Origin of the sequence: Oceanobacillus senegalensis (genome assembly GCF_900176885.1) — a bacterium.
Taxonomy (GTDB): domain Bacteria; phylum Bacillota; class Bacilli; order Bacillales; family Amphibacillaceae; genus Oceanobacillus; species Oceanobacillus senegalensis.
On sequence record NZ_LT839648.1, the window covers coordinates 1,944,562 to 1,969,370 of the forward strand.

Sequence of the window (24,809 nt, forward strand, 5' to 3'; positions counted from 1 at the left end):
GACGAAATAGACCCTTGAAATGTTTCAACTATTTCTTCCCTTATTTAACATTTAGATTCTAAGTAATTAATACTAAGGAAAATTATAGAAAGTATATTTCTTCTTCCATCATCAAAAACTTATATAGAAAGTATTTAATTGAAGGAGGAGTTCAGTTTGACTGTTGCTACACAAGTGAAACAAACCATCGCTGGTCTGAAAAGTGCTCAAGCGAGCTTTGAACAATTCGCTCTAGAAACTGAAAACAAACAAGCAAAACAGATGTACCAAAATGCCGCACAACAAGCTCAAGCAATTGTTGATAGTGTTGAACCAAGAATGCAACAAATAGAACAAGAAGAACCTCAATATAAACAGTAAATTTTTTCAACTGAAAAAGTTTCATTCCTAACAAATTGGAGGAGGTTGGAAATCCAACCTCCCATAGTGAATAATGCGACAGTCGTCAAGAAGCAAAATTTTAATGCTTCAACTTTAACCAGATAAACTTATACTTTCTTATGAGTAAGAAGGAAATGAGGGAAATGATGGGGAATAATAAAATTCTTTTCACGATTTTTATTTGTCTGTTTCTTATTGGATGTGGAAATGGAACTGCTACTGAGCAACCGAATGATTCAACCATCGAAGTTAAAAATATATCTGCAAATAAATTAATTGACCAAGAGCCTTCGAATGAAGTGAAAAAAATTTTAAAAAAACATGATGAAATCTTGGGTATTAAAGCAGCAAATACATCAAAAAATATAATCGTTGCAGTAAAGGTTAAACATAACAAACGCTTTCAACTAAAAAAAATTAAAAAGGATTTAACAAAAGAACTTAAGAAGAACTTAAAAAATTTCCATATTGAGTTAACGACTGATAAAAAAATCTATTTAGAACTAGATAAACTGGAGGATAGGATTCAAACTAAATCCATAAAACCAACAAAATTAGGAAAGGAAATTGATCGAATTACAAAATTATCAAAAGATAATGCATAGAACTTTAATCAAATCTTTTATTAATTATTATTTTAAATTAATAAGAAAGAGTGAGCCAGCATGTCAGATGAAAAAAAGAAAAATTTGCCACCTCAAGCACAAGAATATCAAAGCTTTCAACAGCAACGAGAGGTTAAGCGACCGGTATTAAAAAATTGCCTAAAAGCTTTTCTTATTGGTGGTTCCATTTGTTTAATAGGACAGGCAATAACCACCTTCTATATATACTTTTTCAATTTTACAGAACAAACTGCAGGAAACCCTACTGTTGCTACTTTAATATTTTTTACTATGATTTTAACAGGTTTGGGAGTATACGATCACCTTGGGCAATTTGCAGGTGCAGGTACTGCTGTTCCTGTTACAGGATTTGGAAATGCTGTCATTTCTTCTGCAATCGAACACAAGACAGAAGGCTATATTCTTGGTGTTGGGGGCAGTATGTTTAAAGTAGCAGGACCGGTTATTGTTTATGGGGTCTTTTCTGCATTTGTTGTTGCATTAATAAAAACCATTCTGATTCAATGGGGTGGATTATAATGTTACAGGGACATCAAACATGGGTTTTTGACAAAAAGCCAGTAATTCTTTCTACCGGAACTGTAGGTGGTCCATTTGAAGCAAATGGTAATATACCCAGGGATTTTGACATTCTTCATGATGATATGTGGCTTAAACAAGAATCATTTGAAAAAGCGCAACAAATAATGATGGAGGAAGCGTGCCAGGTTGCTGTTAAGAAAAGTCCTATTCAAAAGGAGCAAGTTGATTTTTTCATTAGTGGGGATTTAATCAATCAGATCACCCCAACCACATACGCAGCTAGAACCTTGGGGCTCCCCTATTTTGGGTTATTTAATGCCTGTGCAACATCTATGGAGAGCCTCGCATTATCTGCGGCTATTATTAATGGGAATGGCGCAAATTATATCTTAAGCGGGGCATCCAGTCATAATGCAGCAACTGAAAAGCAATTTCGTTACCCAACTGAATACGGGGGACAAAAACCACCAACTGCTCAATGGACAGTAACTGGTGCTGGCTGTGCATTGGTTGCCAAAGAAGGGGAAGGTCCAATGATAACATCAGCAACGATCGGAAAAGTTGTCGATATGGGAATGACAGACCCATTTAATATGGGTGGAGCAATGGCACCAGCAGCTGTTGATACCATAGAAGCACATTTAAAAGAAAGAAATATTGATCATTCATACTATGATTTGATTATCACCGGTGACCTTGCCCATGTCGGTAGAGAAGTTTCCCTTGACCTTCTTCATAAACGTGGCATTAATATTCCTCCAGATAAATATTTGGATTGTGGTCTAACTATCTATCGGAAAGAACAGCCAGTATTAGCTGGAGCAAGTGGGGCTGCCTGCTCAGCAGTGGTAACATATGGACATTTTCTAAACTTAATGAAACATGGGAAGATTAAACGAATCCTTATTGCTGCAACAGGGTCCCTGCAATCACCGCTTAGTGTCAATCAAGGCGATTCCATTCCAGGTATTGCACATGCAGTATCGATAGAATCAGGAAGTGATAATTGATGATTTTTTTCTGGGCATTTGTTGTAGGTGGGATAATATGTGTTATCGGTCAAATTATGTTTGATGTTTTCAAGCTAAGTCCTGCCCACACTCTAACAACCTTGGTTATTTTAGGTGCCATTTTAGATGGATTTGGCCTATATGAACCTTTAATCGACTTTGCTGGTGCAGGAGCGACTGTCCCCATAACTAGCTTTGGCAATAATTTAGTTCATGGTGCTATGCAGGAAGCGGAGCAGCATGGGATTATTGGTGTTGTAACAGGTATGTTCGAAGTAACCAGTTCAGGTATTTCTGCTGCTATCGTATTTGGTGTTATTGGAGCCCTTCTCTTCAAGCCAAAAGGTTAATTTCTAAATCAAAGGAGAATCGAAATATGACGGTCGGATCTCAAGTAAAAGGCTGTTATGCTTCAATAAAAAATATTGAAGCAAGCCTTGAAACCTTAGGTAACAAGGCTCAGCATGTGAAAGCTCAAGAGGCTTTTAAGGAAGTCCAACAAATCATTGCGGACATAAAAGATGATTTAGGGAAACAAGTCATCTTCCTATCCCGAGAGGAGTCTCAATATAAATAAATTCAAGGAAAGGATATGGATCCTATGCCAGATTGGGTTATAGTGATCATTAAATCACTTGTGCTCATAGTTGTCCTATTTACATTCACCAAAATACTTGGTGCAAAACAACTATCTCAAATGAATGTTTTTGAATACATTACCGGAGTTGTATTAGGGGGAATTGTAGCCATCCATACCTTTGACCCTCAAGCAAATATTTTTCACGGAATTCTAGCTTTGTTTATTTGGTTTATTATTCCATTTATGATTGAAAAAATTAACTTAAAAAGCAAAGTGTTCCGTGATTTTACGGAGGGTAAAAGTACCGTTTTTATTCAAGACGGGAAAGTGATGGAAGATAACCTTAAAAAAGAAGGCTATTCTACGGATGATTTACTTGAAAAATTACGTGAAAAAGATGTTTTCTTAGCATCTGATGTTGAATTTGCCTTACTTGAACCAAATGGTACTCTAACAGTATTACCAAAAAGAGAAAATCGTCCATTAACAGCAAAAGATTTAGGAATCACATTAGCGCCACAAAAAGAACCACAAACAGTCATAATGGATGGCAAGGTCATTCATGAATCATTATCAAACCTAAACTTAAATATAAATTGGCTTGAAACGGAATTAGAAAAACTAAATGTTAGCATAGAAAATGTGTTTCTAGGTCAGGCTGATACAGATGGACAGCTATATGTCGATTTATTTGATGATAGTATTACTGTTCCTTCTCCTACCGAAAAACCACTACTATTAGCAACCATGAAAAAATGCCAGGCAGATCTAGAGTTATTTGCACTGTCGACAGAAAATCAGCAATCCAAAGCTATATATGAAAGAAACAGTAAAAAACTAGAAACCGCTATAAACAAAATTGAAGCATATTTATCTTAGAGGGCAGTCCCGTACCTATATGGACCGCCCCTATTCCAATATATTAATCTTTCCACCACAACGTAGGATAAAATTCTAGAGATAAATTCTCTTAATGATTCCATCCCCTTAGTATTTTTTCTTTCCCTAATTTCTTTTTTTAATGTAATATAGTGTCATTACATACTTAGGTAGAGGAATGACGCAGTATGAAAGAAAAACTGAAAGCATACCGGTTTCCGATTCTTCTTCTTTTCTCAATCATTATAGGAGCAATCATTGGGATTATCTTCGGACAGGATGCAACGTTAATCAAACCCCTAGGAGATATTTTCATAAATCTGCTATTTATGATTGTCGTTCCACTTGTCTTTTTCACCATATCTTCAGCGATTTCTAATATGGATAGTATGAAGAGGTTGGGTAAAATTATGGGTTCTATGATTACTATTTTTGTTGTGACCGGTATTATTGCATCCATCATTATGCTAATTACAACCGTTATATTTGACCCGGGCTCAGGTACAAATATAAGTTTAGAACAACCGGAAAAATATGGAAGAGGTTTCTGTGGGAGAACAATTAGTCAGTACGTTAACAGTCCCTGACTTCTTAAATATACTCTCAAGAGAAAATATGTTGGCTTTAATTATTTTTTCGATTCTTGTAGGAGTCGCAACAGGACTAACAGGAGAACAAGGTAAACCATTTAGTCGATTCTTAAACAGTGCTTCTGAAGTATTTATGAAGCTCATTCAACTTATCATGTATTACGCACCTATTGGATTAGCTGCCTATTTTGCAGCATTAATTGGACAATTCGGTGCAGACATAATTGGAGATTATGCCAAAGCAATCATTATCTATTATCCTGTTTCCGTACTATACTTCTTTATCAGCTTTACATTATATGCATTTATAGCTGGAGGAAAAACAGGAGTTATACGTTTTTGGAAAAACATCCTTGCACCAGCTGTTACATCATTGGGAACGGGTAGTAGTGTCGCATCTATTCCCGTTAATCTTGAAGCCTCACGGAAAATCGGTATACCAAAAGACATTAGGGAAACCGTCATACCATTAGGAGCACAGATTCATATGGATGGTTCCTGTTTATCTGCGATGCTTAAAATTGCATTTGTCTTTGGTGTCTTTAATATGGACTTCTCTGGAATTAATACATTCCTTACTGCTATCGGTATTTGTTTACTTTCCGGTATTGTTATGAGTGGAATTCCCGGTGGTGGCTTTATTGGTGAAATGATGATTATAACACTATACGGTTTACCAATCGAAGCTCTTCCAATTATTTCAGCCATTGGCGTGGTTGTTGATGCACCTGCAACAATGGTAAATTCAACAGGTGATACCGTATCAAGTATGCTTGTTGCAAGACAATTAGAAGGTAAAGACTGGATGAAAAATACAGAAGCTCATGCATAAATAATGTTAAAAAGTAGAGGTTGTCTAATTGCCATCCTCTACTTTTATGTTCATTCATTAAGATTTTTCGATTATTTTAATACAAAATTGAAAGAAAATACTTGCTGACAATGTTAATTAATGATATATAAAGCTAGTTTTCCAAATTGGTTTCCTTCACTTAAATAATCCAGTGCTGTTTGTGCTTCAGAAAGATTAAATGTTTGGTCAACAACAGGATGAATTCCATTTTTCTCAACAAATTGGAGCATTTCCCTTAACTCCTCTCTACTCCCCATTGTTGTACCAAATAAATGATATTGACCATAAAAGAAGCTTCTTAAATTAAAATGAATTTCATCATTTGTCGATGATCCAAATGTAACAATTCGTCCACCTTTTTTTAATACTTCTAATGAACGATTAAAGGTTGCTCCTCCAACACTTTCTATTACTAAATCAATCGTCTCGTTAACTAGCTTCTCTTTCCAATCACTGTTTGTATCTAAAACCAAATCCGCACCAATTTCTTTAGCTTTTTGGCGTTTTTCTTCACTTCTAGAAGTAACTATTACTTTTGCACCTAAAGCCTTAGCAAATTGGATAAGATAGGTAACAACTCCACCACCTGCACCAGGAATAAATACTGTATCAGTTGATTGAATTTGTCCCTTCGTAAACAATGCACGATAACCAGTTAAGCCAGCTAATGCTAATACACCAGCCTCTTCCCATGTTAAATGCTTTGGCTTTCTCTCCAATTGTTCCTCAGAAATGACAATCTTTTCTGCAAATGTTCCGTGATCAGGCATCCCTAAAATATCAAATTCTTTTGGTGGAGCATCTGTCTTTTCATACCATCTAAGAGATGGATTGATGATTACTTCATCCCCTACTTGAAATCTCGTTACATTCTCCCCGATTGATTCTACAACTCCCGCACCATCTGAACCAATGATTAATGCTTCCTTGTCATTTCCTCTTCGTCCGGATATGTAGGTATCACGTCGGTTTAACCCTGCTGTTTTTAAGGAGATTAAAACGTCTCCTTTTTCAACAACTGGATTTTCCATCTCTTTTATTTTTTGTTCTCCATATTCTATTACAAAGGCTTTCAAGTATATTCTTCCTTTCTATAAATCATTATTTTTTCTATTTATCCTTCGCAATATTATTATCTCTAGAATAATAATAGAAGATTATGCTCGAAAATAGCGGAGGAAATGCACGGAGACTCCAGTGGGATGAAAAGCCTAGGTGAGACTTCGGAGAGCGTTAGCTCGGAGAAGGCTCAGCAGCGCCCACGGAAAGCGTAGTGTATTTCCGTAGCGGTATTAATGCACCGATTATCTTTATCTGGTTACTGCGCATTCTATAGATAATATGTACTAATCCATTCTAATTGTTCTTCACTTGTAATATCTTGTGCAAATAATGGGACGTATATTAACTCTTGGTGTTTAAATGTGTCTTCAATCATTTCTACATATTGACTCTCATATGCTTTCCGTTGCTGTAAAAACTTCCCATCTACATCGTCCGGAAGAAGTTTATTAACGATTAATGTTTTTACATGAAGATGATACTTATCTAATAATTCAATAGCTTTTCTTGTTTCCAGAATAGGCAAGCGCTCAGCATTTAACACAAATATAAAACCTGTTCGATCATGATCTAGCAACACTTCACGCGCCTTATGAAAACGGTCTTTTCTCTCTTTCAAGACATCATAAATTGGGTCCTCAATAGGTTCTCCGTCATTTAACAATTGCGTGTAGTTGTCATTTGTTTTCTTTCTTCGTTTTAACAATCCTTCAATCCAAACTCCCATTAATTCCGGTAGAGATAATAGTCGTATTGTATGACCTGTAGGTGCCGTATCAAAAACGAGTTTATCAAAATGCTCTCTTTCTTCAAGAATAACGGAAATCAATTTATCAAATAATGCCGCTTCATCTGCCCCTGGTGATGCTTTTGCTGTATCTAATTGGCGATGAACTTCCTCCATCATTCTAGTATTAACCGTTCCCTTTATGTTTTCTTTTACACTATTAATGTATTTTTTTGTTTCTATTTCAGAGTCAATCTCTAATGCAAATAGATTTTCAGTGAGCTTTATTGTTTGTCCGCCTATACTTTGAGAAAAAATATCACCTAAATTATGCGCAGGATCAGTAGACACAAGTAATGTTTTTTCTCCGGCCTTTGCAGATTTCCATGCAATTGCAGCTGCAGATGTAGATTTACCAACCCCGCCTTTCCCACCGACAAAGATAATCTGTTTACCTAATTCTTGCATTATGTATCCCCCTCCCCTCTTTATATTAACAACAACGGATTCCTGTTAGTGGGGATTTATCCATACCCATCCTTAAATGCCAGTCATGGAACTCTTCAATCATATAAGGGTAGAGCTCAAGTGTATAGTAATAGACAGGATTAGGTATTCCAATCATTTCGGAGTAAAGCAAAAGAAGAAATAAATCATCTTCATTTCTAAGTTCCCTTGCTATTTCTGTTCGGTGTGGCATACTTATTACTTCTTCATAATAGTTAATGAGCTTTTTTAGTTTATCCAACAATTGGAACGCCACCTTTTAAATTGGTTGGTATGTAGAAAAAGGGGCCATATCCTATGACCCCCACCTATACTTATTTTATTATTAGTTTACAACGCTTTCAATCTATTTTATCCTACCTTATTCTTATCAATTGGATTATCGTATTTTCCAGTTAGAACGGAATACGAAGTTAGTGCAATCCAAAATGCAAAGACAAAAATAATTGCCCCAAGAACAAATAATAATGTACTAGAGTCTGTTCCCCACCAAGCCCATTCTAAGAAGACCTGCTGGAACAAAGCTACCATTGTCATGATCATTAGGAAAATCATTGGAATCAATGTAACTGCGTAATTTCGACCTAGTCGTTTTAGCCAAATGGATATCAACATTAAACTGATTCCTGCAAGTAGCTGATTGGATGTACCAAATAAAGGCCAAATCAAATATCCACCGGAACCAAAGCCATTTGGTCCTTCCGGGATTAAAACTAATGCAGCACTTGAAAGTACTGCTACAGATGTAGCAACATGTGTTTTCGTTAATGCCGGAATTTTATATTCCTCACCTAATTCTGCAATAATATAACGCATTAGTCGTACTGCAGTATCAAGCGTTGTAGCTGCAAAACTTACTACAATGACGGAAACAATTGTTGCTGCAATATGTGCTGGTATACCTAGTCCACCCGCTAAAACTGCAGCACCTTCTACGAATACACCTAAACCAGCACCATTTGCGGCTGTAAAGCTATTATACGTAGCAAAGAAATCATCTGTCGTTGCAAAGAATGTAGCAACCGTAAGAATAGAGATTAATGCTAAAATCCCTTCCCCTACCGCTCCAAAATAACCAACAAATCTAGCATCCGTTTCTTTATTCAACTGTTTTGAAGATGTACCCGAAGAAACAAGACCATGAAACCCTGAAATAGCACCACAGGCTACAGTAATAAATAATAATGGCAACCAGCTTCTGTCTGGATTCTCATTATAAACCGGTGCCGTCATTTCTGGATTGGTAAAAAGTAATCCAAGATATAAAATACCTAGTCCTACAACTAATTGGTGGGAATTAATAAAATCTCTTGGTTGTAATAATTTCCATACCGGAAGTGTTGAGGCTATATAACAATACACCATCAAAAACGCAATCCAGATCATAAATGCTGTGGAAACTGCTCCAAGACCAAATAACCCAGCACCATCTTCCCCACCCATATAGCTTACTAAATCAATTTGTAGTACCTCATATTGAGCAGCAATAACCGCTGAGAAGTACATGATAGCAAGTACAATAAGCGATGGAACTAGCATTCTAACATTCTTTTTATACACAAGATAACCAATCGCAATCGCTAAAGGAATTTGAAGCAGTACTGGAAGTACACTTGATGGATAACTAATAAATAGATTGGCAATTACCCAAGCAAATACTGCGTTTACCATTAGTACTAAGATTAATATAATAAATAAAAACAATACTTTACCTTTTTTTCCAATTAATTTATCTGCAATGGTACCGATTGACTGCCCCTTATTTCGTACCGATATAGCCAATGTTCCAAAGTCGTGCACACCTGCTGCTAATATTGTACCGAAGACCACCCATATAAAGGCGGGTAGCCACCCCCAATAAAGAGCAATTGCTGGTCCAAGTATTGGAGCTGCACCAGCAACCGATGTAAAATGGTGCCCCCATAATACAAATTTGTTTGTCGGTACAAAGTCCACTCCATCTTTATATTTATGGGCTGGTGTTTCATAGTTTGGATCTAATTTAAAAATCTTCTCTGCTACAAACTTAGAATAATAACGATAACCCAGTGCAAACATAACAAGACCAAAAATAGCAACTAAAACAGCATTCAACTTTTCCAACCTCCCTTTATATTTATCTAGCTCCTCTGAAATTGATGTCTTAAGTACTTTCACTTATTCTATAACAGTTTTATACAATTGTAAATATCTGAATAATCAATAATAATTATTTTTTCTAATTACTTTTTTGTATAAAAAAAGTCAAACCCCTTTTGGGTCTGACTTTTTGACAATCCCACCATATACAATCTTCTAATAAAGTTTGCCCTGTTTAAATAAAACGGTTGATAATTTCATTACGGCATGAATATAACAATTTTCTCTTAGTGAAAAAGGGTCACTAAAATATGGTGGATATACAACTTCAAATGTGTGCTTCATTTTTTCGTAAAGCCGATAATTTACTTCCTTCTCTGTATAAAATTGGGTATCCTTTCCTTGAAGCCATTCTAAGTAAGATACAATTACACCACCTGCATTTGCTAGTATATCAGGAATGATAATCTTACCTTTATCCTTCAAATAATCATCTGCTAACCCTGTAATTGGTGCATTTGCACCTTCAACGATAACCGTAGCATTTATATTTTGCATATTTTTTTGATGAATTTGGTCTTCCAAGGCCGCTAAGAACAAAACATCAGTATCTAAGGTCAACAATTTTTCACGTTCTAATGGTGTTGCATCCAACCCGGCAGCATCGATTTCCTTTTTATTTTTCGGTAAATCTCCTCCATTACTTTTGGTATATTCCATTAATTTCGGAATATTTAATCCTTCAGAATGATATAACGTTATATTATGATCACTTACCGCTATTACTTTATTATTTATTTTACTACAAGAGAAAGCCTCTAAAGCAACAATAGAACCAACATTTCCAAAACCTTGAATAGCCATTGTTAAAGGCTTCTCGTAATTTCCCAATAGGTTTTTAGCATACATATTACCACTTTTTTCTAGCCAGGTTTTATTCGCTAGCAGAAAGTCATGGAACATATAACGAAATGAATAATAGACTCCTTTTCCTGTCGCAGTACGTCTCCCATACGATCCACCATTTATAATACTCTTTCCCGTAAAACTACCTAAATAACTTTGTCCGGGGTGTATACTTTTATATTCCCCCATCATCCAATCCATCTCTCTTTCACTTGTTCCCATGTCCGGTGCTGGTATATCCTTATCAGGTCCAATAATACCACTAAAATACTGTACATATTTTTTACAAATTATATGAAGTTCTCTAACCGTATAATTCCTTGGGCTAAGGATCACCCCACCTTTTGCTCCACCAAACGGAACGTCATGTAAAGCATTTTTTAATGTCATTAATGTTGCAAGGTTGACAACCTCATTTTCATTCACTGATTCATGGAACCGAATTCCCCCTTTATACGCTCCTAGTATATTATTGTGCTGAACACGAAATGCAGGTATTCTAACTACTTCACCATTCTCCAAAGGAACGCGTAAAAAGGATTTATGAACCTGGTTCGGTGTTGAAAGAATAGAACGCAAAGAACGCAAAGCCTTTTCCCTCGTTTCATCTTGTAATTCGGGTAAAAATCTGGAATCATTAAATAAAGCGTCAAGGGAAGCTTGAACGATTGCCCCAGTATTTTTTGCCATTCATTAACCTCCTAAATACCTCTATACCTATAAATATGCAACAAGGGAAAAAGCTAGCATAGATTCGTTAAAACTACGAAACATTGGATAATTTTAAAACAAATATTTCTTTACCGTTCATAACTTTATAAAATAAATACAGCAACCAATGCGGTGACAAATAAGCCGGCTATGACGGGAATGAAATTCTTACGTACAAGTTCCATAACCGATACTCCACACAAACCAGCAATGGCAATCAATGATGACCATGCAACAAGTGTACCTCCACCAGTCCAAATCGCACCTAACTGTCCAAGTGCTGCTAGTGTTGATACATCAATCGAGGAGGTTTCTAATGTCGCAGCTAGTGCACCAGTTAATGGTAGCCCTGAGAAACCTGATCCATCCAGCCCAGTGATAATACCAATGATCAATATACTAAATGCTGCAAATAAAGCACTCTCTGGCAGGTATTCCTGTACAGATTCTATCAACCCGAACAATAAAGATGGGCCATTTTCTACTCCAAGAATAGAGCTGGAAAAATCCGGACTACCTAAAAAGAAAAATCCTGCAATTGGAATGACGGGACCCATTGCTTTAAATGCAAACACAAATCCATCTGTAATATGATTACTTATATAATTAAGTGCATGGTGTTTTCCAAACGCTACCGTTGAAAGTAATAAGAGAATAGCGGCAACACCACCAACAAATGCTGCACCATCGCCACCTACCAATCCTCCACTACGAGTGAAAAGTTTACCGTAAAGCATGACGACTACTACGGCTAGAAGAGATAAGGGAACTAATATAGAAAAAACCTTACTCCAAGTTGTTAAATTCGCAGTTTGTGCTTTATTCTCTGTCTTTTCAGAGCTATCAATATTTGCTAATTCTTCCTCATTCAAACTATCTCCTCTAGAACGAATCGTATTTCTATAAAGGAAATACGCCAGCCCAATTGCGACTGCACCAGCGACAAGCGAAAGAATAAGAGCCTTATCTGCTACCAAAGAGCCATCTATTCCGGCTGCTGTACCAGATAAACTCGGTGCAACTTGAACAATATAATCTGAGGACAGCGCCATCCCTTGCCCTGCTAAAGCAATCGCAACCGCAGCTGTCATTGCCGGTAGTCCGGCACGTATTGCAGCAGGAACAAGTAAAGCACAAATTAATGGAACGGCAGGTGTCGGCCAGAAAAATAAGGAAATAACATAAGTTACGATAACGAGGACAAAAAAGGATACATGACCATTCACCATAAACTTTTGAATGGGCTGAATCATCCTTCGATCAGCACCTAAATCACGCAAAGAATTTAGTAATGCCAACATAAACATGATAATAAGAAAAATATTGAATAGCTCTTGGGCGGCGACCAAATTTGCATTAAATATTGCCATAAATCCATCAATTATATTACCAGTGTAAACCCACCCAATAATAAACGTTCCAAGGATGGTCGGTAATACAACTCCCTTACGAAAAATCATTGTTACGATAATAACCATCGTAAACAAACCATATAGCAAATGGGATAATGTTAATTCCATTTAATCCCCTTCCTTTCATAAATTGTGCTATAGCCTATGCAAGGAAAGGTAAAAGCGCTACATGATATAAAGAACTAACTATATTATGAACGATGAGTAAATACAAACTAAACATATTAAAAAGCTTCTTGAGGGGGACATAAGAAGATAGTTTTCAAAATGGTTTATATGTAAAAATAGATGCAAATCCTGTTAACAGGACTGCATCCATTTTCCTTTTATCTAGGCTGGCATTCATTTTCCTTTTTTTCTTCAGCACATGGACGGCATAATAAATTTCCATTTATCTGTTCTCCATCAAAAAAACCACTTTCACAATAGACATCTTTGCCACAATTAGTGCATGAACCAATTATTTCTCGCAAAAAATCCCTCCTAAAAAAGTAATCCCTAAATTAGAGATTACTTGATTATGTGTAGAGTACTATCCATTAAGTTGTACCATTTAACAACGTTCTAGGTTGTTTGTGAAATAGAAAGGAAACAATAACCGTACTTAAAATAAAGGATGGAACCATATATGAACCATTATAAATAAGTGAATATAACCAAGCAGGTTGGCCCTCAACTGCGGAACCAAAGAAGATTATTCCAGCAATATAATGAGCAAAAAATCTTAGTGCAGAACCTAGTAATACACCTAGGCTAATATATGTTAGGTACACGGATGTTTTTCCTTCTTTAACATTTCGTTGAATCTGCTTCGCAAATACGCCAGCGAAGCCCAGTACAGTAAAGGCTAGTGCATAATCAATCAATCCTTGAATAGGATGCATAATCCACGCTGTTCCTGTAGCTATTTGTAACACACCCCAGAGGAAACCAGAAAGTAAGCCTCCCTTTAATCCCCAACGAAATGCGACAATAAAAATGGGAATCATTGCAAAGGATACAGATCCACCCTGAGCCCATATTTTAAATGATATCGGTAGAATATCCAGTACTAATGCAAACGCAGTAAAGATAGCTACCTCTATTAAGAATAAAGTACGCTTTGATTTCAATTCATTCTCCCCCTATTTTAGCTATCTTAAGCAACAAAAAAAGCAATGCCTAGGGGGAGCTTTCTGATGGGACCTGTTGAAAACAGGCCTACTCCGCTGCGCATTGCAAAACTTTTATCCATCAAAAAAACCACCAATCCCTACACTAGTATTAGCTAGCAGGTTCAAAGGGTCTGAAAATAATAGAGAAATATTTATCTATATTTTCACTCTCAGCCTATTGGCTCCCCCAGTTGGCTTTTATTTAAATGCTTTATTTTCATTTTACGATTTTTCGTATGCAATTACAAGCCATAAACATATAATATCACTTGTTCTAAAAAGATTTAGTTTGCTTTTTTCTAAAGTAACTGAAGAACTAACAATTTGTGAACTAATAAACCATTACAGTTGATATAACCTTTGAATGAATGAGTAAAGACTCGATGAATGGTAATATGGAGACAGGATTCAGTCGATAAGAAAAAAATAAAACCTGTGATAAACACATGATAAGACCCTAGTTCCCAGTGAAGTGTTCAGCTGTCTCCGCTGTATAAATTTGAACTATCATTTTCCCATGTTCTGCTCTTGCTCGAATTAAAATAGGCTCATTATATAAATTTTTAAAGACAAAATCAGGTCCCCACCAACTTACTGTTGCATCACGCCCCGAAGGAACATAAGGTACATTTCTACTATGAGCATAGCGCTCAATAATTTGGATTCCTTGAAGGTCCACTGCATTAAATAGGGTGGATGATACTTGACATATACCACCACCGATATCTTCAGCTAATTCTCCTTTCACAATGACTGGTGCCTGTTTATATCCTTTTTCTTTTGTACGCTCACCAACTACCTCATTAAATGAAAATCGTTCACCTGGAAATATGACTGTATTATCAATTGCTTCCGCGGCTAGTTCAATATTGTTAGACCTTTCCTTGTTTGATTGCCGAAAGAATGTTGCATAACTTCCGAGTTGCCTGGTACTAATCTCCTTTAATAATCCACTATCCACTTTAGGATAAACCCCTGTTACAGGAACTCTTAGTTTTTTGGATGAATGGTTATAAAAGCGCTTACGAAACTCGATTTGAAATTTATTTCTGTCTAATGTAACCCCAGGCTTTCCTGGTACTATTGTGTTCGTTTCATCAAATTTAGCATTCACTGGTGGTTGATATAATTCTTCTTCCAAATCATTCATGAGTAAATCCAACTTTTGCTCATCAATAAAAATCTGATCAAAATATGATAAATAATATTGATCAATTTCCACTTTTTCTAATTTAATTTTATAATCATCCTCTATTTGGAATACTTCTGTGTCTATGGAGGAAATAGAAAATAGCAGTGATAATAACACAGTAAACATTACATTCACCTCACTCCAACCATAGTATGGGATAAACGAGTAAAAACATGTACTAGTTCATGTTTTTATATCAATTTTGCTCATTGAATAAAGCTTTTATACCTAAAATAAAAACCATCTACGTCCACAAGAACTAGATGGTTTAAATCATGTTTATACAAATATTAATGGAAATCTCTCGTATCTTCTAAATACTCACTAGCAACCCTATACCCAACTAATGCAGCTAGGACAAACAACAAACCATATAAGAAATTTTTCATTAATAATTACCTCCTCAATTTGCTAGAAATTTATCGAGTAATGAATCACATCCAGCTTTAGCATCCATCGACTAACGCGACTTCCCTTCACCTATAAAAGGACTTGCCGATCGTAAAACCAGAGGATTAGTCGCACGTATAGCCTTGTAGTGAAAGGCAACATCGACTTAAGAAAGGCCAACTAAAAACGGGTTAACACTTAGGCATCAGAATCCCCTTTGAAGGGCATGTTTGCTTTTCGCTCTTCTAGCATAAGATTCACTATGATTTTTACATCCGCAAAAATCAAGTTTATCTAACCTCTTAAGGCTAAATGTCCATTCGTGATGAAATGGGGACTGCTGCTTTTAATGTTAAAACGGACGGAATTTACCTTTTTTAATAACTGTTTTTGGTCCACCAACTAAGAATAGTGTACGATCATCTACTACTTTCTTCATTGCTGCAGCTGATTTGCCTTTTAGTTTTGTTCCTTGGAAAATATTACCTATACCATCAGTTACACCTAGTGACGCTACCGTACCTTTGTCACTGAATACAAATTCTTTTAATGGCTCATTGCGGATTAGAGATTTAATATTTTCCGCCGCGATTACACCTTCTTGAGTAGCCAGTTGTCCTGTTGGAGGGTATGGTCTACCAGCTTCTTTATCCATTACCCAAGAGCAATCTCCCAATGCAAAGATATTTTCTTCACCTTGCATTCTTAGGTCAGCATCTGCATTTACCTTTCCTTTTACAAGTTCGAATCCAGATTCACTAAGTACAGGATTTCCTTTTACTCCACCAGTCCAAACCACTGTTCCACCTTTAATAAGTTCTTTATCGTCTCCAACGACAAAGCCTTCTGGTGTACATTCTGAAATGGCTGCACCCATACGGAACTCTACCCCACGTGCTTCTAGTGACTGAATGGCATAAGATACTAAGTCCTTATCAAACATTGGTAAAATAGATGGTGCCGCTTCCACATTAATAATGCGTACTTTATTACGTGGAATATCATATTTTTTACACAGTCTAGGTACTTCTTCAACAAGCTCACCAACGAATTCAATACCTGTGAAACCACCACCGCCAACTACAATATTAAGAGCGTCGTCATCCGTAATTTCACCAGCACTATATTTAGCAAATTGATACTCAATATGTTCTGCAATCAAACGGCTTGAGTCAATATCTTGAATGAAGAACGCATTTTCTTCCATCCCTTTTATACCAAATGTATTTGTAACGAATCCTAATGCAATAACTAGGTAATCATAGGAAACTTCACTATTTTCTAGTACTACACGTTGCTCATCTTTATTAATTTTAACTACTGAATCATAGATAAGACGTACACGGTTTGGATTGACAACGTCACTAATCATGAAACGTGCTTGGTTAGGTTCAAGCGTACCAGCAGCTACTTCATGTAACCAAGTACTTTCGTAATGATAATTGTGTTTATTAATGAGCACAATTTCCGCTTCTTCTTGTGATAATTTTTTTGTTAAATGTCTGGTTGTTACTAATCCAGCGTAACCAGCGCCAAGTACAACAACTTTTGGCTTACTCATGAAACATCCACCTTTCATCTTCTTTATGTACTTAACATAGTTATTATATGTATAAGCATTCACACAATAGTTTACAAATTAATTAAAGCGCTTATACGAATAAATGTAAAGTATATTTAAATTACATTAATATAATAACAAAAATTTCACAAATAGGCTAATAAATCTCATACCATAACGAAAATACTAATTTTCGCAAAAATAAATGTGTAAACGTGTTACTTTCATCCTTTTTTTCACAAAGTGATGCGAGAAGTAAAAAAAAAAAGTCTTAATAGGTATTCCCCTACTAAGACATTGGTTTAAAACATATCGCCTCGTTCTTGTTTTCTCTGACGCATTTCCTCTTTCCATTTATCTACTTGTTCCCTAATTTCCTCTGCATCTTTATCGATTTCCTCTAGTTTTTCTGAACGGAATTCACTCATCAAATCTAGTTTGACACGAAATTCATCCGTGACAATTTCGGCTACATCATCAATCACATCCCGATCAACTAGTTCTTCTACTTTCATAATTTGTAATGCTTGATCGAAACGAGACTTTTCCGATTTTATAATTTCCCTCACCCTATTTAAGTCTTCATCAAACCGATCATATTCATCCAATATTTCCCAAGGACCGGGAGCTTTCGTATGCGCCCAAGCTAAGTCTGTATAGGATGGCAACCATTCATCCTCCATAGTAGAGTTTAACTCATCCGCATTATCAGCTGAATAAAAGGAGCCATTTCCAGCTTCGGATACTTGTTTTAATTGTGTTTCAGCATCTTTATCCACATGAAAGCCAATTATATTGACTTCTCTTTCTTGACTTTCTTGCACAAATGCTTCTGCAGCTTTCACAGGATTTCCGTCACATGTTTCTACCCCATCACTTACAATATAGACGGTAACAGGTTCTGTGAATTCCTCACTCATCTCTTTCGCCTTGTTAATGGCACCAGCTAATGGTGTATACCCTTTACTATTAAAGGTTTCTAAGGAAGCTTCAAATTTCTCTTTGTTATATTCCCCTAAAGGATAGACTTCCTCAATTCCGTTACAGGATAGTTCTTTATCGGATTCCGATTCCGAACCCTTATGACCATAAACAACTAAGGAAACATCATTATTTTGACCAATAACTTCCCCGAATTGTTTTACTGCCTCTTTTGCAATATCCATTTTCACCCGTCCATCTACTGGTAAAAGCATGCTTGAACTAGCATCAAGTAAAATAATAGATTTTCCCCTTTGTGCCTCTGTAGCTGTATCTGTGTCATCTTCAGAAATATCCGTATAAGGCAATTCAGGTTCTTCAAAGCTAGATTCAAACTGTTCAGCCTTTTCAATAGTTTCTTTATAATGTGGAGACCCTAACAAGTATACAAAACCTTTATAAAGCATAGGAGGGTCCTGTGTATGGTTAATTAGATTTTCTAATTCTTCCTTAATATCTTGAGTTTTCAAAGAATCTAAAGATGTACTTTCCTCATGTGAAATTTCTTCTTCTATGGTGATATTCTCAACCAGTATTCCACCTTGCTGTTCCTTCAAGGTTTCTCGAGAATCAATGAGAGAGATACTATCCAATTCACTGATATACCCTTCCACTTCTTCATCTTCAAGTGACCTTTCAGGTTTCTCTTCCACCTCTGGATTAACTTCTTCGTCATCTTTATTACCTACCGAAGTAGCATTTTCATTATTACAAGCTACCAAAACTAATACGAATAGAAAACAAATAATTGCTAATATTTTTTTAATCACTCTTCCCTCCAATCTTAATCATCATCCAAAAGATTGAATAAACATACTTTCTTGTCAATATTACAAAACTACCATTGATGATGCAACTTTAGTTCGCAGGAAAACGAGCAGAGAGAATCATATCTTTTGGCAAATTAGTCCAAATATTTGTTACGAAGTATATTCTTAAAATAGCAACTTTAATATTCTATTATAAGAAAATAAAACATGCAATATGATTAGAAATGGTAAATCTTAAAATCAACTTTATTTATTTTTAAATTCCATTTTCCAGCTGTAATAATTTTTTTCTTGATCTTTTACATAGCTTAAATATGCATTAAATTTCTTTCCATTCTTACTTGTTAACCCTTTAACATATGCCTGATTATTTTTCAGTAACTGTCTTACCATTGTTTTGGTAGCCTTTTTCTTCATTGCCTTTAAATACTTATCGTTTTTCCAAATCGTAAATCTACAACCGTTTTTCCAATTCTTACATCCAAATGCTTTGTATCCCTCTATAATATCATTTCCACATTCTGGGCACTGACCTAGCACCTCATTGGAGGATTTATTCGCAGTTATATGGTTAATGATAATATCTTCAGCCTGTTTAATGGTTTTTACAGATTGGTCTGTATATTGAAAAATCATTCTTAAAAATTCCTGCTTATTTGCCTCTCCTTTTTGGATATCGGATAATACCTTTTCTAACCTTCCAGTGAATTCCAAATCAAATAGACTTCGAACTGGAAATATCTCTACTAACTTACTGCCCAAACCTGTACAAAATAAATGTTTCCCTTTACTAGCGATATAACCAACATCTTTTAGTTTCTTTATCGTATCTGCTCTTGTTGCTGGAGTACCTATGCTAAATCCCTTTAAAATATTACCCAGACCTTCGTCATCTTCCTCCTGATAACTTTTCCCACATGTTTCCATTACACGGAGTAGTGTTTTTTCGGTATGTGGTTTTGGAGGAGTCGTAACATGACTGGTGACTTCCGTCTTTTCAATATCAACCGTTTCCCCCGAAGAAACGAAAGGTAAAAGTATATCCTTTGATTGAATCTTTTCTACCTTTTTCCACCCATCAATAAGCTGCACTTTTCCCTTGGAATGGAATACACCCTTAATTTGTTCATTATCAACCTTCGTTATTAATTTTGTTTCCTCATATTCAGCAATTGGCATAAATTGCATAATAAAACGATTTTTTATGGCGTTGTAGACAATTTCTTCTTCTTTCGTTAAACGTTTCGGTTTTAAGTAGGTCGGAATAATTGCACTATGACTGTCTACTTTTGCATTATTAAACACCCGTTTTGTCTTCATGAATTTAATTTCATTCTTATAGGGTAGATCCTCCGAATGTGTTTTTAAAACATGCGCTGTTTTCCCTACTAAACTCTCATCAAGGGCGACACTGGATGTTCTTGGATAAGTTATAAGTTTTTTTTCATAGAGTGACTGAGCAATCTTCAATACTTTTTGAGATGTCCAACCTTGATATTTATTTGTTATATATCCTTGAAGGTTCGATAAATTGAATAGAAATGGGGGGAACTCTTTCTTCTTCTTCATTTGTTTATCCATAATCTTCCCTTGTTTATTTTTCATGAACCTACGAATCTCTTCTAAATAATCCTTTTGTTTAAATTTCTCGTTATTCACCTCGGTATATATACCATCATATTTTTTGCCATCCTCTGTATGAAAGACAGCTTTTAGTTTGAAATAATCCTCTGGAACAAAATTTTCTATTTCTTTATCACGGTCATATATGATTTTTAAAGTAGGTAGTAACACTCGTCCAATATTTAGAGCTTTTCCTTTTCCTTGTTGATATTTTAAGGTAGCGACAGAGGTAAGATTAATTCCAATAACCCAATCCGCCCATTGTCTACTAATTCCGGCATCTCTTAATGGCTTCATAGATTGATTTGGCTTTATATTTTCTAGCCCCCGCTTCACTTCCTCGGGCGTCCATTCATTCAGCAATAAACGATAGACCGGTTTTGCCTGTCTTCCACCACGATAAATGATGCTATCCCCTATCAGCTGTCCCTCCCTATCATAATCACACGCTGATATAATTGTATCAACATCCTGACGTTTAATTAAATGATGGATAATTTTCAGTTGTTTGGCTGCACCACCATCAGCCTGTTGTCTATTTCTTGGGTTACTTTTTATTTTGTATTTAAACTCCGATGGAATAAATGGGAAATTTTCCATTTTCCATCTGGCCATTTTACTGTCGTAATCCTTCGCATCATAAAGTTCTACTAAATGGCCAAACGCCCATGTTACAATATAGTCATTCCCTTCAAAATAACCATCTTTTTTCGTTTTTATTTTTAAGGCATCGGCAATATTTTTTGCAACTGAAGGTTTTTCAGCGAGAACTAATTTCAATATTATCACCTATTCTATCGTTTAATTCGGATATATTTTCTGTGAGGAAAAAACGTAGAAACTATTCGAGATTTTATATTATTCTATCACACCTTTTAATTATTATAATAGAAGAACGTAGATTATCAGGTTCAAATCGACTCTTTAAATCCACCTCATAATCTAAAAATACACACGCTACTTCCAATGAAGAAGACGTGTGCATTTTATTTCACTATTTATACCCCCACGAACACAATTATCTCATATTTTCTTAACTTGATTCATTATAAACCTACTCTTTGGCAGACTCGGCATTCGTGTCATACTATAACGTAACTCCTGCTTAGGTATGTCGTAATCCATATGATTAACAAGTAAATCAAGGCTAGCTTTCATAATCTCAACTGTCAACCATTCTCCTGGACACCGATGCCCCTTACCATAATCTCCACCACCTTGTGGAATAAAATCATATGGATTCTCTTCTCTATCTAGAAAACGTTCAGGGTTAAATTGATCAGGGTTATCCCATAAATCAGGATGATGGTTCGTTCCATAAATATCTAATAAAACAAGATTCCCCTTTTTAAAATCATGCCCTTTCCAAAGAAAATCATCACGTACTCTTGCAGTTGCAAATGGAAAAAAGGGATAATAACGACGCACTTCTTGAATAAACATTTCATAACCATCTGCTTCAGCATTTACAAACTTTTCCTTTTCATTTGGATTTTCAAATAATGCTAATGCAATAAAGACAATATATACGGATATAGCCACTATAGGACGTATAATATTCAAAACCTCTACTGCAGTTACATGGGCATTTAAAAGTATGCCATCTGAATCTCGATACCAAGCCATCTGATGTAGTGCTGTTTCCTCTGGAATTTTCAATTTACCACTTCGAACATCATCAATGATTTTTTGGAGCCACCATTCTAGAGCATTACGAGCTTGTCTTCCTTTCCAATGCCGTGGACCAACAGCTGCAGCGGAATCAAATAAAGCCTCTAATTGACCTGCTCTTACGTTCACACCGTTTTGATTTAATGGTACACCCGCCCATTTACAAGCAGTGACAGTTAATATCTTAATCATCTCATCATATAAAATGACTTCATCCTTATTCTCCCATTTATCAATAGCTGATAGGCCTTCCTTTTTAAAAATCTCTACACAATCTTGTAGTCGTTTTTCCGTCATCAACGACATAAATAATTGTTTTCTATGTTTATGATTGGCATCATCCATAGTTTGTATCGCTTTTTCACCGAATAATGTTTGCCTGACCCTTTTTGGTGCTACACCATTTCTCATAAATTTTGACTCATCATAAAAAACCTCAGCAGCCTCTTCGCCAGCGATACAAATTGCTTTTTGGCCACCTAAAACCCGCGTTTCAAATATATCGCGACCAAAACGTTTCCGTCGATTCGATATGTACAAATAGCCTTCACTCAACATTGCTAAGCTATTATCCAAGCCTTTATCAATTGGAATTTGTTCTCTATATGGCATCATTACTCACTCCGTCTTGTGTTTTACTTTCATTGTTAGGATTCGTTTAAACATCTTGAAGTATTCAACTTAAAGTAAATCCCTTTTACTTTTGCTGAAAGTCTAGGTGGCGTGGAAAGCTTTATAACCAATCTATCCACACAAACACATGCGGAAATTCCGAAAGTGGAAAGAGAAAAACGTGGAGTTAATGACAAGCTCTTACGTTTCTCTGTTAGGGATTGAAAAATCGGAGGATTTAAAAGAAGATGTAGAGCTAACATTTGATAATCTGCATGAATAGACTCTTATAATAGTTGTAATCTTTTCCATTCTTACTCCTGTAAAAAGCGAGAAAATCTACTACTTTCTCGCTTTTTATCTCCACCTCACTGAAATTTGTAATTGACAACACTCATCGCCATCTACCTGTGACTTGAATTCCATCCGAATATTATCCGGATTAAAACTTATGTCTACATCTGAAGATATACCTGTTGACTGAATTAGGCGCTTTACTTCTTCCTCATTGGATTCTTGTGCAGCACTCATAACTGCTTCTCCAAATTCTACTGAATCCGCTAATTGATTTAAGACGATACTTGCATCATTCATTAATTTTCTCATTTCATTTGATGATTTATGGAACAGTTCCGGATTTACTGGCGGATACTGCCGAACTGGAAAATAAGACGGATATGGAACTGGGTTATAGTACACCGGATAATGATAATAGTAATAATACATACCAAATCCCCTTCCTATTAACATACATATTATCCTATGAAAGAATGCCTGATTTGGATAATGGATATATTTCGTTTTGTTAAGATTTTTCAATTAGTTTGTTTTTACAGAATTATGATGTTGTATTATGATATTCATATGACAACTGAAGGAGTGAACATAGATGCATCAAACTATAGAAGAAATTGCAACAAAACTTATGAAAGCCTATGAATCAAAAACACCGATTGCGTTCATTCGTAACGACTATTCCCTTGATGAACATACTGCATACGCTGTACAGGATGAATTAATTAAAAAGCTATGTGCTCAGAATAAAGAGGATTTTATTGGATATAAAATTAGTATGACGAGTACTGAAACACAAGCTATTGCTAGTACCCATGAACCAGCATATGGTACATTATTAAATTCCAATCTTGTAAAAAGTAATGAAAGCATTACATTATCTAGCCTTTTTTCTCCTTTAGTAGAACCAGAGCTAATGTTTATTTTGACAGATGATCTTTCACCTGATGCAACAGAAGAGGAAATCCTACATAAATCAAAAATTGCTGCAGGAATGGAAATCCCTGATTCTAGATATGTAGATTGGTTCCCCAATTTCTCTTTAGCTGACCTACTTTGTGACAATACAGCTACAGGTCTAGTTATCGTTTCTGAAGCAGTCACTCCTCCATCCTTTGAGGAATTAGCCAATATAAGAATGGAACTCGTTCATAATGGAGAAAAAGTTAGTGAGGGTGTATCGTCAGCAGTTTTAGATAACCCTGTTTCTTCGGTAGCTTGGCTTGTTAAAAAGCTTTCTAGTCACAATAAAACATTAAAAAAGGGAATGGTTATTTCATCTGGTACTTTTATTTCTCCTTTACCAGTTAAACCGGGGAAGTATGAGGTTACTTATTCTAATATCGGAAAAGTGGAAGCTACTTTTGTTGAATAATTTGTTTGAAGATGCTCTTTCGTATTTAGAGCATCTTTTTCTATGCCTATATATGGAAGTATCTTTTTTATTCATGCCACTTCTATGAACTTTTAATTTTTTCTTCTCTCCTAGTTTGTAGCCCTTCCTTAGCTATCCTAATTCCATATACTATTACTAAATGAAAAGGAGGTGTAACTATGAGCTTTGATGGCGGAAACAGCTTTGCGTTAATTGTAGTTCTCTTCATCTTATTGATTATTGTAGGAAGTGCTTATGTTGGCGGTGGCTACGGCGGTTATTAATCCAAAAATTTAGTTTCACAAGCTTACCTTCCTCCTCTTACGATGTCGGAAAATATT

Annotated in this window: 23 protein-coding genes, 2 pseudogenes and 1 riboswitch; of the genes and pseudogenes, 11 read left to right on the forward strand and 14 right to left on the reverse strand. The window is 35.7% G+C overall.

Annotation, left to right across the window (positions count from 1 at the left end):
* Nucleotides 1-156 precede the first annotated feature (156 nt).
* The 8 genes and pseudogenes from CAO17_RS09270 (at nt 157) to CAO17_RS09305 (ending at nt 5,420) form a co-directional block, all read left to right on the forward strand.
* Nucleotides 157-360 carry a DUF1657 domain-containing protein gene (locus CAO17_RS09270; RefSeq protein WP_085992543.1) on the forward strand — a complete coding sequence of 68 codons (204 nt, stop codon included), beginning with the start codon at nt 157-159 and terminating at the stop codon, nt 358-360.
* Between the two features lie 140 nt (nt 361-500).
* Complete coding sequence (locus CAO17_RS09275; protein WP_218775551.1) at nt 501-986, forward strand: hypothetical protein; 486 nt, start codon at nt 501-503, stop codon at nt 984-986.
* Between the two features lie 60 nt (nt 987-1,046).
* Nucleotides 1,047-1,526, forward strand: a complete 480-nt coding sequence (spoVAC, locus tag CAO17_RS09280; protein WP_085992545.1) for a stage V sporulation protein AC — start codon at nt 1,047-1,049, stop codon at nt 1,524-1,526.
* The gene (spoVAD, locus tag CAO17_RS09285) at nt 1,526-2,539 is read left to right on the forward strand and encodes a stage V sporulation protein AD (RefSeq protein ID WP_085992546.1); all 1,014 of its coding nucleotides are present in this window, start codon (nt 1,526-1,528) and stop codon (nt 2,537-2,539) included. The genes spoVAC and spoVAD overlap by 1 nt, the downstream gene beginning before the upstream one ends.
* Complete coding sequence (gene spoVAE, locus CAO17_RS09290; RefSeq protein WP_085992547.1) at nt 2,539-2,889, forward strand: stage V sporulation protein AE; 351 nt, start codon at nt 2,539-2,541, stop codon at nt 2,887-2,889. The genes spoVAD and spoVAE overlap by 1 nt, the downstream gene beginning before the upstream one ends.
* A 26-nt stretch (nt 2,890-2,915) precedes the next feature.
* Entirely contained in the window at nt 2,916-3,116 is a 201-nt protein-coding gene (locus CAO17_RS09295) for a DUF1657 domain-containing protein (protein WP_085992548.1), read from the forward strand.
* Between the two features lie 24 nt (nt 3,117-3,140).
* Nucleotides 3,141-3,998 carry a DUF421 domain-containing protein gene (locus tag CAO17_RS09300; RefSeq protein WP_085994446.1) on the forward strand — a complete coding sequence of 286 codons (858 nt, stop codon included), beginning with the start codon at nt 3,141-3,143 and terminating at the stop codon, nt 3,996-3,998.
* Nucleotides 3,999-4,186: 188 nt separating this feature from the next.
* Nucleotides 4,187-5,420, forward strand: a pseudogene (locus CAO17_RS09305) (dicarboxylate/amino acid:cation symporter).
* A gap of 113 nt (nt 5,421-5,533) precedes the next feature.
* Here the strand turns inward: CAO17_RS09305 and CAO17_RS09310 are convergent.
* The 13 genes from CAO17_RS09310 to cypC form a co-directional block, all read right to left on the reverse strand.
* On the reverse strand, nt 5,534-6,517 hold the full coding sequence (locus tag CAO17_RS09310) for a zinc-binding dehydrogenase (RefSeq protein ID WP_085992549.1): 984 nt from the start codon (nt 6,515-6,517) through the stop codon (nt 5,534-5,536).
* Nucleotides 6,518-6,771: 254 nt separating this feature from the next.
* The gene (locus tag CAO17_RS09315; protein WP_085992550.1) at nt 6,772-7,698 is read right to left on the reverse strand and encodes an ArsA family ATPase; all 927 of its coding nucleotides are present in this window, start codon (nt 7,696-7,698) and stop codon (nt 6,772-6,774) included.
* Between the two features lie 25 nt (nt 7,699-7,723).
* The gene (locus CAO17_RS09320) at nt 7,724-7,981 is read right to left on the reverse strand and encodes a cory-CC-star protein (protein ID WP_085992551.1); all 258 of its coding nucleotides are present in this window, start codon (nt 7,979-7,981) and stop codon (nt 7,724-7,726) included.
* A gap of 107 nt (nt 7,982-8,088) precedes the next feature.
* Nucleotides 8,089-9,831, reverse strand: a complete 1,743-nt coding sequence (locus tag CAO17_RS09325; protein WP_085992552.1) for a carbon starvation CstA family protein — start codon at nt 9,829-9,831, stop codon at nt 8,089-8,091.
* Nucleotides 9,832-10,032: 201 nt separating this feature from the next.
* The gene (locus tag CAO17_RS09330) at nt 10,033-11,412 is read right to left on the reverse strand and encodes a Glu/Leu/Phe/Val family dehydrogenase (RefSeq protein WP_085992553.1); all 1,380 of its coding nucleotides are present in this window, start codon (nt 11,410-11,412) and stop codon (nt 10,033-10,035) included.
* Between the two features lie 125 nt (nt 11,413-11,537).
* Nucleotides 11,538-12,953, reverse strand: coding sequence for a hypothetical protein (locus CAO17_RS09335; RefSeq protein WP_085992554.1), 1,416 nt, complete (start codon nt 12,951-12,953; stop codon nt 11,538-11,540).
* A 154-nt stretch (nt 12,954-13,107) separates the two neighbouring features.
* A complete protein-coding gene (locus CAO17_RS21880; RefSeq protein ID WP_281252931.1) occupies nt 13,108-13,236 on the reverse strand; it encodes a hypothetical protein in 129 nt (42 codons plus the stop codon).
* Nucleotides 13,237-13,384: 148 nt separating this feature from the next.
* Nucleotides 13,385-13,957 carry an energy-coupled thiamine transporter ThiT gene (thiT, locus tag CAO17_RS09340; protein ID WP_085992555.1) on the reverse strand — a complete coding sequence of 191 codons (573 nt, stop codon included), beginning with the start codon at nt 13,955-13,957 and terminating at the stop codon, nt 13,385-13,387.
* Between the two features lie 119 nt (nt 13,958-14,076).
* A riboswitch (TPP riboswitch) is annotated at nt 14,077-14,198 on the reverse strand.
* Between the two features lie 258 nt (nt 14,199-14,456).
* Complete coding sequence (locus CAO17_RS09345) at nt 14,457-15,317, reverse strand: VanW family protein (RefSeq protein WP_085992556.1); 861 nt, start codon at nt 15,315-15,317, stop codon at nt 14,457-14,459.
* Nucleotides 15,318-15,933: 616 nt separating this feature from the next.
* Nucleotides 15,934-17,142: an NAD(P)/FAD-dependent oxidoreductase gene (locus tag CAO17_RS09350; RefSeq protein ID WP_085992557.1), complete on the reverse strand. Its 1,209-nt coding sequence runs from the start codon at nt 17,140-17,142 to the stop codon at nt 15,934-15,936.
* 302 nt (nt 17,143-17,444) lie between these two features.
* Nucleotides 17,445-18,893 carry a vWA domain-containing protein gene (locus tag CAO17_RS09355; protein WP_085992558.1) on the reverse strand — a complete coding sequence of 483 codons (1,449 nt, stop codon included), beginning with the start codon at nt 18,891-18,893 and terminating at the stop codon, nt 17,445-17,447.
* 246 nt (nt 18,894-19,139) lie between these two features.
* Nucleotides 19,140-21,296, reverse strand: a complete 2,157-nt coding sequence (locus CAO17_RS09360) for a type IA DNA topoisomerase (RefSeq protein ID WP_085992559.1) — start codon at nt 21,294-21,296, stop codon at nt 19,140-19,142.
* Between the two features lie 243 nt (nt 21,297-21,539).
* Nucleotides 21,540-22,799, reverse strand: a complete 1,260-nt coding sequence (gene cypC / locus CAO17_RS09365) for a CYP152 family fatty-acid peroxygenase CypC (RefSeq protein WP_085992560.1) — start codon at nt 22,797-22,799, stop codon at nt 21,540-21,542.
* Between the two features lie 87 nt (nt 22,800-22,886).
* On the opposite strand from cypC, the pseudogene CAO17_RS09370 reads away from it, so the two are divergent.
* Nucleotides 22,887-23,082, forward strand: a pseudogene (locus CAO17_RS09370) (PLP-dependent transferase); the annotation flags it as partial.
* Nucleotides 23,083-23,156: 74 nt separating this feature from the next.
* On the opposite strand, the gene CAO17_RS09375 reads toward CAO17_RS09370, so the two are convergent.
* Nucleotides 23,157-23,525, reverse strand: a complete 369-nt coding sequence (locus CAO17_RS09375; protein WP_143833739.1) for a YuzC family spore coat inner layer protein — start codon at nt 23,523-23,525, stop codon at nt 23,157-23,159.
* A gap of 163 nt (nt 23,526-23,688) precedes the next feature.
* Here CAO17_RS09375 and CAO17_RS09380 point away from each other — a divergent pair, with 163 nt between their 5' ends.
* Both CAO17_RS09380 and CAO17_RS09385 read left to right on the forward strand, forming a co-directional pair.
* Nucleotides 23,689-24,468 (forward strand): 2-keto-4-pentenoate hydratase, encoded by a 780-nt coding sequence (locus CAO17_RS09380; RefSeq protein ID WP_085992561.1) that lies wholly within the window; start codon nt 23,689-23,691, stop codon nt 24,466-24,468.
* A gap of 179 nt (nt 24,469-24,647) precedes the next feature.
* Nucleotides 24,648-24,752, forward strand: coding sequence for a YjcZ family sporulation protein (locus CAO17_RS09385; RefSeq protein WP_085992562.1), 105 nt, complete (start codon nt 24,648-24,650; stop codon nt 24,750-24,752).
* The last annotated feature ends 57 nt before the right edge of the window (nt 24,753-24,809 follow it).

Coding starts and splice junctions, on each gene's coding strand:
- CAO17_RS09275 (WP_218775551.1), top strand. CDS start 501: ATGAGTAAGAAGGAAATGAGGGAAATGATGGGGAATAATAAAATTCTT.
- spoVAC (WP_085992545.1), top strand. CDS start 1,047: ATGTCAGATGAAAAAAAGAAAAATTTGCCACCTCAAGCACAAGAATAT.
- spoVAD (WP_085992546.1), top strand. CDS start 1,526: ATGTTACAGGGACATCAAACATGGGTTTTTGACAAAAAGCCAGTAATT.
- spoVAE (WP_085992547.1), top strand. CDS start 2,539: ATGATTTTTTTCTGGGCATTTGTTGTAGGTGGGATAATATGTGTTATC.
- CAO17_RS09295 (WP_085992548.1), top strand. CDS start 2,916: ATGACGGTCGGATCTCAAGTAAAAGGCTGTTATGCTTCAATAAAAAAT.
- CAO17_RS09300 (WP_085994446.1), top strand. CDS start 3,141: ATGCCAGATTGGGTTATAGTGATCATTAAATCACTTGTGCTCATAGTT.
- CAO17_RS09315 (WP_085992550.1), bottom strand. CDS start 7,698: ATGCAAGAATTAGGTAAACAGATTATCTTTGTCGGTGGGAAAGGCGGG.
- CAO17_RS09330 (WP_085992553.1), bottom strand. CDS start 11,412: ATGGCAAAAAATACTGGGGCAATCGTTCAAGCTTCCCTTGACGCTTTA.
- CAO17_RS09335 (WP_085992554.1), bottom strand. CDS start 12,953: ATGGAATTAACATTATCCCATTTGCTATATGGTTTGTTTACGATGGTT.
- CAO17_RS21880 (WP_281252931.1), bottom strand. CDS start 13,236: ATGGAAATTTATTATGCCGTCCATGTGCTGAAGAAAAAAAGGAAAATG.
- CAO17_RS09345 (WP_085992556.1), bottom strand. CDS start 15,317: ATGTTTACTGTGTTATTATCACTGCTATTTTCTATTTCCTCCATAGAC.
- CAO17_RS09350 (WP_085992557.1), bottom strand. CDS start 17,142: ATGAGTAAGCCAAAAGTTGTTGTACTTGGCGCTGGTTACGCTGGATTA.
- cypC (WP_085992560.1), bottom strand. CDS start 22,799: ATGCCATATAGAGAACAAATTCCAATTGATAAAGGCTTGGATAATAGC.
- CAO17_RS09375 (WP_143833739.1), bottom strand. CDS start 23,525: ATGTATTATTACTATTATCATTATCCGGTGTACTATAACCCAGTTCCA.
- CAO17_RS09380 (WP_085992561.1), top strand. CDS start 23,689: ATGCATCAAACTATAGAAGAAATTGCAACAAAACTTATGAAAGCCTAT.
- CAO17_RS09385 (WP_085992562.1), top strand. CDS start 24,648: ATGAGCTTTGATGGCGGAAACAGCTTTGCGTTAATTGTAGTTCTCTTC.